Annotated in this window: 9 protein-coding genes and 1 pseudogene; 3 read left to right on the forward strand and 7 right to left on the reverse strand. The window is 65.3% G+C overall.

What is annotated here, in order from left to right; translation table 11 throughout:
- The 4 genes from WAN71_RS15660 to WAN71_RS15675 all read right to left on the reverse strand — a co-directional run.
- Positions 1 to 807, reverse strand: an 807-nt coding sequence (locus WAN71_RS15660; protein ID WP_422226207.1) for a M56 family metallopeptidase, incomplete at its 3' end; no start/stop codon positions are given.
- Between the two features lie 14 nt (positions 808 to 821).
- Positions 822 to 1,238 carry a BlaI/MecI/CopY family transcriptional regulator gene (locus tag WAN71_RS15665; RefSeq protein WP_422226208.1) on the reverse strand — a complete coding sequence of 139 codons (417 nt, stop codon included), beginning with the start codon at positions 1,236 to 1,238 and terminating at the stop codon, positions 822 to 824.
- Between the two features lie 388 nt (positions 1,239 to 1,626).
- On the reverse strand, positions 1,627 to 2,415 hold the full coding sequence (locus WAN71_RS15670) for a phthiotriol/phenolphthiotriol dimycocerosates methyltransferase (RefSeq protein ID WP_422226215.1): 789 nt from the start codon (positions 2,413 to 2,415) through the stop codon (positions 1,627 to 1,629).
- 46 nt (positions 2,416 to 2,461) lie between these two features.
- Positions 2,462 to 3,847, reverse strand: a complete 1,386-nt coding sequence (locus tag WAN71_RS15675; protein WP_422226209.1) for a cytochrome P450 — start codon at positions 3,845 to 3,847, stop codon at positions 2,462 to 2,464.
- A 122-nt stretch (positions 3,848 to 3,969) separates the two neighbouring features.
- Between WAN71_RS15675 and WAN71_RS15680 the strand changes: the two genes are divergently transcribed.
- The gene (locus WAN71_RS15680) at positions 3,970 to 4,389 is read left to right on the forward strand and encodes a PaaI family thioesterase (RefSeq protein ID WP_422226210.1); all 420 of its coding nucleotides are present in this window, start codon (positions 3,970 to 3,972) and stop codon (positions 4,387 to 4,389) included.
- Here the strand turns inward: WAN71_RS15680 and WAN71_RS15685 are convergent.
- The 3 genes from WAN71_RS15685 to WAN71_RS15695 all read right to left on the reverse strand — a co-directional run bounded on the left by WAN71_RS15685 (position 4,386) and on the right by WAN71_RS15695 (position 7,544).
- Positions 4,386 to 5,771, reverse strand: a complete 1,386-nt coding sequence (locus WAN71_RS15685; RefSeq protein ID WP_422226211.1) for an NAD(P)/FAD-dependent oxidoreductase — start codon at positions 5,769 to 5,771, stop codon at positions 4,386 to 4,388. The genes WAN71_RS15680 and WAN71_RS15685 overlap by 4 nt on opposite strands.
- Before the next feature lie 119 nt (positions 5,772 to 5,890).
- On the reverse strand, positions 5,891 to 6,808 hold the full coding sequence (locus tag WAN71_RS15690) for an LLM class F420-dependent oxidoreductase (RefSeq protein WP_422226212.1): 918 nt from the start codon (positions 6,806 to 6,808) through the stop codon (positions 5,891 to 5,893).
- Positions 6,809 to 6,866: 58 nt separating this feature from the next.
- Positions 6,867 to 7,544, reverse strand: a complete 678-nt coding sequence (locus WAN71_RS15695; RefSeq protein ID WP_422226213.1) for an SDR family oxidoreductase — start codon at positions 7,542 to 7,544, stop codon at positions 6,867 to 6,869.
- A 230-nt stretch (positions 7,545 to 7,774) separates the two neighbouring features.
- On the opposite strand from WAN71_RS15695, the gene modA reads away from it, so the two are divergent.
- Positions 7,775 to 8,572, forward strand: coding sequence for a molybdate ABC transporter substrate-binding protein (gene modA, locus WAN71_RS15700; protein ID WP_422226214.1), 798 nt, complete (start codon positions 7,775 to 7,777; stop codon positions 8,570 to 8,572).
- Positions 8,573 to 8,751: 179 nt separating this feature from the next.
- Positions 8,752 to 8,957: pseudogene (locus WAN71_RS15705) on the forward strand (hypothetical protein); the annotation flags it as partial.

Raw genomic sequence — 8,957 nt, forward strand, 5'->3', positions numbered from 1 at the left:
CACCAGCGTGTGGGCTCCGCCGGCCGCCAACGCGCCCAGCGGCGTGCGACCCGACGCGCACGTCACCAGGGCGCGGGCCAGGGGAGCGCGGCCGGCCACCCGGACCGCGACATCGTCGGCCAGCAGCTCGACCAGCAGCTGCACCGCGTCCAAAGCGTTTGCGCTGCGGACGAACCGGGGAAACGCGGCGTGTGCAGCGGTGAAGGCCTCAAGGACGAGATCGTGACGGGCGCGCAGATGGGCCCGCTCGTGGCTCAGGATCGCGGCCACCTCGGTCTCGGTGAGGGAATCCAAAGTGCCCTCGCTGACCACCACTCGGCTGCGCACGCCGGGCAGACAGTAGGCCAGTGGCTGCGCTACTTCGAGGACGCGCAGGTCACGCTCGCGGACGCAGGCCCGCGCGGAGACCGCGTCCGGTGCTACGCCGAGCAGATCGACGAGCATGCGGTGATGGGCGCGACGCCGACGCGTCGCGATGGCCACCCGGACCACGGCCATCGCCAGCCGGGCACCGATCACCAGCGTGAGCGCGAACACCGCGACATCCAGGATCCACAGCGGCCAGCCGAGTCGACCGATGCCGCCAACCGGAGTGGCGGTCGGCCGCCCGTCCGGGCCGGGAAGAAATAGCCGGCTGGCGATCGCGATCCCTGCGCTGAACGCCGAAAGCACTGCCGCGACGGCGACGGCCTGCCAGAGCACCATCGCCGCGCGTGGGGCGCGCAACGGCCACTTTGCCCGCGATAGCAGTGCCGGTACCGGGCCGACCAGCATCACCGCAAGGATGGTGAAGGCTAGCCCGGACACGGTGCCAGTCTCCCTTAGCCCTCGGGTCGAGCGCCAGCAGACGACGCGTCGCGGTGACCGGACTCCAGTTCATCGAGTGCCCGCCGAAGCGCCTCGGCTTCGTCGGCGCCAACCCGTTCGACGAAATGCACCAGTGCCGCTTGTCGGCTTCCGGAATCTGCGGCCTGATCCAGCGCGTCGACCATGAGGCCGGCGACGAGTTCGTCGCGGCCGTGCACCGGGAGGTAGCGGTGCGCACGGTCGTCGCGGATTTGGGAGACCAGATTCTTCTTGGCCAGTCGTTGCAACACGGTCATCACCGTGGTGTACGCCAGGTCGCGTTGCATTGACAGCGCCTCGTGCACCTGCCGCACTGTTTGAGCTTGAGGGGCGAACCAAGGATGGTCCATTACCGCACGTTCGAGATTCCCCAGACGCGCCAGCTTAGCCATGTTCGTTCATCTCCTGTGCAATGACGCCAGAATACTCCGGCTTACTACCGACGGTCGTACCGATCCGTTCGCCCGCCAACTACTAACGGTCGAATGCCGTGGCAAGGCCCTCGGGCACGGGTCCCGCCGGTGTGACGGCCTTCACAGTCCACTGGTCCACACCGTGATCGGGCGGGTGGTCGCGCTGGTGGTGCTGGAGGCGCGAGCGTGGGACACTTGCGAGATTAGGGCAGCCTTGCCTATGCTGCTGGCATCGAGCGATAGATGACCGTGACGGCGTCCTGAGGGCTGCAGTGACCCCCGGTCAACTCGATCGGCGAGCCCCGTGCCTGAAGGCACGGGGCTCGCCTGTGTCTGGGGATGCCGCAGGTTGTGCGGGCGCTCAGTCTCAGTCTTTGATGAAGTGGTACATCCGGTACGAAAGCCGCCCGCTTTGCAGTTGCTTGTACCCCTGCGTGCCCGGCGCGCCGGCGAATACACGGCCGAAGGGCTGCAGGAATTTGGGCACATAGCGGGAGTTCAGGCCCAGGAAGCGCTGCGAGTTGTTATCCATCCCGCGCAGCACCTCCGTGTTGATCTCCCGCTTCGACACCATCCGCATCGGCATGCCGGCCAGTGCTGCATCCCAATCGCCAAATTCGAGGAACCCGCGGAAATCGGCGTAGAGGAAATGCCCTCCCGGGCGCAGCACCCGCGTCATTTCAGGAAGAAAACGGTCGAAATGGGGGTAGGAGTGCGCGGCCTCGACGTTGATCACCGCGTCAAAGGACTGGTCGGGAAAGGGCATGCTCTCAGCGTTGCCGTGCACGAAATCCAGCTGCGGTAGGTTGTGCCGTTTTTGGGCGAATTTAACACCGTCCGGGTTGTAGTCCAGCCCGGTGTAGGAGGCCGGTTTCAGTGTCCGGACCAGATACGCGGCTCCACCGCCGTGTCCGGAGCTGACCTCCAGGACTTGTTTGCCGCCGAGATCCGCTTGGGTCGCCGTGCGGTGGTAGAGCTGGATGCTGTACCGGTCGGGTTCATCCTCAGGGGCCAGCGGCAGTCCAAGCGGCGGATCTTCCTCGTAGCCCCAGTTGAGAAAGGTGATGTCTTCGTTTTCCCACCGGCGGGTGATCAAGGGGTACCAGTACTTGTTGATGGCTAGTTTCAACCACGGGAAAGGGTCAATGAGCTTGATGTACCGCTTGGAAGTGCTAGTCACAGCGGCGAGTATGCCACGCGGATTATGCGCCGCCGTGGTCGGCCAACGAAGCAGAGTTGGCATCACGCGACGCCTTGGCGCTTCGCCGGTAAACCACCGCTCGTGCACCCAGTGCGGGCTGGGTCGTGATACCGCGCCAGAACCGTCGTTCGTCCGGCGCATCGGTTGGGGCGAAACGGAATTCGCTCAGCAGTATGCGCAGCGTGACATCCATCTCCATGTCGGCGAACGCCGCGCCGACGCAACGGTTGACGCCGCCGCCGAACGGAACCCACGCCGTCGGCTTAGGGACGCCGCCGACGAATCGGTCCGGGTTGAACGACGCCGCGTCCGGGAAGCTGTCATCCGACTCATGGATCAGCCGGATGCTCAATATCACCTGGGTGCCCTCTGGAATAACCCAGTCCCCCAATCGGATTCGCGTCTTTGCGCACCGCACGGTGGCATCGAGAACCGTCCGGGTGCGCTGTACTTCCGAGATGGTGGCCCGCCGCAATTCGGATCCGCCGGCGTCGACTTCCTCGGTCAGCCGCGACAGCAGTTGTGGATGGCGAGTCAACCGCTCCACTGCCCAGCCCAATGATCCGGAGGTTGTCTCGTGACCGGAGAAGAGCAAGGTCAGCATCTCGTCGGCGATGTGCTGATCCGGGAGCGGCTCCCCGTCTTCGTAGCGGGCCTGCACCAGCAGCGCAAGCACGTCGCTGCGCTCTTCCAAGGCGGGATCGGCCCGCGCCTCGGCGATCAGCGAGTCGATGACAGCGTCGAAACGACGCCGGTACCGCAGATACCGCCCCGCCGGGCTCCACCGACCCAGGTCACGCCGCAAGCTCGGCGGCAACGCCAGGAACAGACCGACAAGTGCGGCCATGGGCCCCATTAGGTCGCGAAGCTCGTCCAGCGCGGCCCCCTCAGCGCCGAACACGGCACGCAGGATCGTGCCGAGAGTGATGCTCGTCATCGAAGGCAGCGTTTTGAACTCGCGCCCCTCTGGCCAGGTCGCGATCTCGCGCATCACCTCTTCTTCGATGATGTGCTCGTAGCTTCGCATCCGTTTGCCGTGAAATGACGGGAGCACCACCTTGCGGCGCGCCTGGAGTCTGGCGCCGTCAAGGCTGAACGTCGACCCCGGGCCGAATCCGTCGCCCAGGCTCCCGCTCCCCCCTCCCTTGCGTTCGAGCAGATCGGTGCTGGCGCTGAGCACGTCCTTGGCCAGGACGGGATCGGTGATCACCACCGCATGACCCAAGCTCGGCAGATTCACGCTGATGACGCTGCCGCCGTACCGCCGGGCCAGAGCGTCGTACATTCCGTGATTTGAAACCAAGAACCTGATGGCCTGGATGGGCTTCGGTAGCCGCGAACCTGGCGGTAGCCGAAGCGGCTCGGTTGTCGCCGTGACCGTTGCCATGTTGTCCCCTCGCCGTGGCCTAGATGTCGGCACTCACAGTAGCGGCAGCCGGCACGTCTCGCATGGCGATTCCGGCACCCCGGAACCACCCGCGTCCGCCCGGGCCGTGTAGATAAAATGACATGCAGCCATCGCCAGACTCAGCCATCCCACCGGGGCCATTCGATAACGAGCTAGGACTGGTGTTCACCGAACTCAGCCCAGATGGCGCACGCGCCCAACTCGAGGTCCAGCCCAAGCTGCTGCAGCCGATGGGCATCGTGCACGGCGGTGTCTACTGCTCGATGATCGAGAGCATGGCCAGCGTCGCCGGTTGGACCTGGTTCAACGCCAACGGCGGCGGAGTGGTCGTCGGCGTCAACAACAACACCGACTTTTTGCGTGCCATCGGCAGTGGCACCGTCTACGGCACCGCGACGCCGCTGCATCGTGGTCGTCGTCAGCAACTGTGGGTCGTCACCATCACCGACTCCGACGATCGCGTGGTGGCCCGCGGTCAGGTGCGGCTGCAGAACCTGGAAGAAGCTCCGACTGGCAGCTAGCTGGCGGCCTGCGCCGCTTCGCCGTGGTGTGCCTCGGCAGCTAGTACCGCCAGCTGCTCGAGCCGGGTGCGGGCGAACGCTTGCTGCTCGGTGATGGTCAGCTGGCCGCGCCGGCCGCTCAAGAACGTCACCGTCCAGGACAACACGGTGGTGACCTTGTTCTTGAAGCCGATCAGGTACACCAGGTGCAGCAACAGCCACGCGAACCAGCCGATCACGCCGCCGAACTCGAGCGGACCGATCTTGACGACCGCGAAAAATCTCGAGACCGCGGCCATCGAGCCTTTGTCGAAGTACTGGAAGGGCTCGCGTTCGGCCGGATCGGCGCCGGCCAGTTCGGCTTTGATCGTGGTCGCCGCGTACTTGGCGCCCTGGATCGCGCCCTGCGCCACCCCGGGCACACCGTCGACGGCGGCCATGTCACCGATCACGAAGACGTTCGGGTAGCCGGGCACCGACAGGTCCGGCAACACCTTGACCCGGCCCGCGCGGTCGAGTTCGACCGTCGACTGGCGAGCCAGATCCCGGCCCAACGGGCTGGCGGACACCCCGGCCGACCACACCTTGCAGGAGGACTCGATGCGCCGGACGGTGCCGTCGGAGTCCTTGACCGTGATGCCGTCGCGGTCGACGTCGGTCACCATCGCTCCGAGCTGGATTTCGACGCCCATCTTCTCCAACCGCGCGGCCGCCTTCTTACCGAGCTTCTCACCCATCGGCGGCAGAACCGCGGGGGCAGCGTCGAGCAGGATTACCCGCGCCTTGGTCGAATCGATGTGTCGGAACGCGCCTTTCAACGTGAAGTCGGCGAGTTCGGCGATCTGCCCGGCCATCTCGACGCCGGTGGGCCCGGCGCCGACGACGGTGAAGGTGAGCAGTTTCTTCCGCCGCTCCGGATCGTTGGACCGTTCGGCCGCTTCAAAGGCACTCATGATGCGACCGCGCAGTTCCAGCGCGTCATCGATGGACTTCATGCCCGGCGCGAATTCCGCGAAGTGGTCGTTGCCGAAGTAGGACTGGCCAGCGCCGGCGGCGATGATCAGGCTGTCATACGGGGTCTTATAGGTGTGGCCGAGCAACTCCGAGACGACGAACTTGCCGGCCAAGTCGATATGCGTGACGTCGCCAAGCAGGACCTGGACGTTGCGTTGGTTGCGCAAGATAACGCGGCTTGGGGGAGCGATCGCTCCCTCGGCGACGATGCCGGTCGCGACCTGGTACAGCATCGGCTGAAACAGGTGATGGGTGGTACGGGCAATCAACTTGATGTCGACGTCGGCCCGCTTGAGCTTTTTGACCGCGTTCAGCCCGCCGAATCCGGATCCGATGACCACGACCCGGTGTCGGCGATGTGGCGCGGTGTCTACGGGTTGGGCGCTCATGGTTTGGATTGCTCCTCGGCAGCGACGGCTTTCAACTACACGTTAACCGCCCGGACCTGGTTTAACGGTGTGATCAGCCCCACCCTCGTCGTCGAGCGTGACGCGCCTCGCCGGAGCTGTCAGAGACCGACCAACGGGCGCAGCGCCTTGGCAGCCGCGGTGACCACGCCGGGCGTGTAGAACGGCATGTTGATGATCACGCCGTCGATGCCGGCGTCCAGCACTTTGGCCTGGACCTGTTCGGCGATGTCGTCGGGGCTGCCCATCACTATGCGCTGGCTCCTGCCCGGCGGGATTTGGTCCGGCTTGACGTTCTCGTCCAACAGCACGGTCAGCAGGATGCTGGTCTCCAACGTCGAGCGATCGCGACCGGCCTCGTCGCACCGTTTGGCCAGCGCGTCGAGCTTGCCCGGCAGCGTGTCGAACCCGGCCATGACGTTGAGATGGTCGGCGTAGCGCGCGGCTATGGAGAAGGTCTTCTTCTCGCCGCCGCCGCCGATCAAGATCGGAATGCGATCGCGATAGCGCGGTTCGGCCGCCGCCGACTCGGTTTTGTACCACTCACCGGAGAAGGTCGATCGCTCACCCTTGATCATCGGGTCGAGGATTTGCAGCGCCTCCTCGAGCCGGTTGAACCGTTCGGTGAAGGTGCCGAACTCGAAACCGAGTTGTTGATGCTCGAGTTCGAACCACCCGGCCCCCACGCCGAGGATCGCGCGTCCCGCGCTGACGACGTCCAGGGTGGTGACGGCCTTGGCCAGCAGGGTCGGGTTGCGATAGGTGTTGCCGGTTACCAACGCGCCCAACTGAACCCGCTCGGTCGCCGTCGCCAACGCGCCGAGAGCGGTATAGGCCTCCAGCATCGGCTGATCAGGCGAGCCCAGCATCGGCAGTTGGTAGAAGTGGTCCATCACGAAAACCGAGTCGAACCCCGCAGATTCGGCTTCGCGTGCTTGGGCGATAACAGTGGGGAAGAGCTGTTCGACGCCGGTGCCGTAAGAAAAGTTGGGAATTTGAAAGCCAAGTCGGATAGTCACCCGGTCTACCCTAATGACCCTCCGCCGGCAGCTGAGGTCCCAAAATGAATTGTTCGCGCTAGGCGAATTGGGTCAGCGCACCATGGCTGACGTGCAGAAGCTGTCCGGTGATGTGCCGTGCTGCGGCACTCGTCAGGAAGAGCGCCAACCGCGTGATCTCGGCGGTGACGGGCGGCGGCGTGCTGGACAGCCCTTCGTAGCCCGGCTGCGCGCCGCGCCCGCCGGCCACGGCGTTGACCGTGATACCGCGGGTGCCGAAGACCGTCGCCTGACCCGAAACCCAGTTCGACAGCGCGGCCTTGACCGCGGCTTCGGCGCTACCTGGGCGCGGGTTCTCCGGCACGACGCTGATGATCGACCCACCGGAGCGCAAATGGTCACCCACGGTCTCGACAGTCAGGACGGCCGACAGCACGGTGGCGTCCAGCGAGTTGCGCCATGCGGCGGCTAGATCGGACAGCGAGTACGCCCGTGGGTCACCGGGGTTCCAGCGCGGCGCGGGGATGTTGACGATGGTGTCCAGGTGATGCGGGAACAGCCCACGGACCTCTGCGAGGCTGACGGGGTCGGTCGTGTCGCAGACGATCGCGTCCGCCTCGAGCTCCTTGGCGGCCACTTCGAGATCGTCTCGACGTGCCCCGGCCAGGGTGATCGTGTGGCCTGCGTCGCGGAACCCCTCAGCAACGGCGCGACCCAATTCGGTATCGCCCCCGGTGACCAGCACCTCCACCGCCATGACCTCCTCGTATTCAACACTGAACCTAGGTGACGGCCACTTACCGGCACCGCGGCGTCCGCCTGGAGCAACGGTCATCCGATGCTTCGATGGTGGCACACCGCACCGCCGGTCCCTGGGATTTCAGGGCGTGTATGGCGTCAATCTTCGTACATGTTACTGGACGGTAGCTAGAGATGAAACTCTGAATCCGGCACAGCGCGGTCACCGTTTGGACAACGCTTGGCACCATGACATTCCGGCTGACGAGTGTGCGGGCGCTGGTGTGCGGCCTTATCTGTCTCGTGCCGGCGACGAATCTGTCGTCGTGCGCCGCTAAGTCACCGCACTCCGCGTCGCAAGGCCAATCGTCGGCTCAATCGATCATGGTGTTCGCCGCCGGGTCGCTGAAGCCGACGTTCACCCTGCTCGCCGGAAAGTTCCAGACCGACAATCCCGGCACCACTGTGGATTTCGATTTCGGGACCTCGTCGGAACTAGCGACTCGGTTGACCTCGGGGGCCCCCGCTGACATCTTCGCCTCGAGCGACAGCGCGCAAATGGACACTGTGGCCAAGGCGGGCTTGACGGAGACCGATCCGGTCAATTTCGCGTCCAACACATTGGTGATCGTTACGGCGCCAGGCGATCCCAAGCACATCCACTCCTTTGCCGACCTCGCCAAACCCGGCCTCAAAGTCGCTGTGTGCCAAGAGCCGGTGCCCTGCGCAGCGTTGACCCAGCGCATCGAGGACAACACCGGCGTACACCTCAACCCAGCCAGTGAAGAACCGGCCGTGTCCGACGTCCTGACCGAGGTCACCAGCGGCAACGCGGACGCCGGGCTGGTCTACGTCACCGACGCGCGCAAGGCCGGTGACAAAGTGAGCACGGTCAAGTTCGCCGAGTCTGCCGACGCGACCAACGTGTATCCAATCGCCGTCCTCAAACATGCCCCCCAGCCCGCGCTGGCGCAGAGGTTCATCGACCTGGTGACCGGGCCAACGGGCCAAACGGTTCTGAACCAAGCCGGCTTCGCCGGGCCGTGAAAGACGCGCCCGGCAGTGAGCGGGATGCCGGTTGGTGGCCGCGGCCGCAAGGGTTCCCCGACGTGGCCCGCTGATCTGCGTTGATGCGTCGGAATACGTGGTCGCAATCAGCGGCAAATCGATAACATAGTCACCATTACGACCTTGCCCCGCTAGGCCAACACGGTAGGTTTTTGCTCATGGACGAGGTGAACGCAAACTCGACACGGCCCAAAAGCCGGTGGACGACGCTGGCGATCGCCGCGATAAGCGGCGCCGGAGCCATCGCGCTCGCGTTACCTGCGGCGACGGCGAGCGCCGACCCGGTACCACCGCCGGGAACCACCACGGCGGCGCCCCCGCCGCCAAACGGCCCAGCAGATGCGGCACCCGGCCCCGCCGGTCC

Source organism: Mycobacterium sp. (assembly GCF_049280035.1).
In the GTDB taxonomy this organism is placed as follows: Bacteria; Actinomycetota; Actinomycetes; order Mycobacteriales; family Mycobacteriaceae; genus Mycobacterium.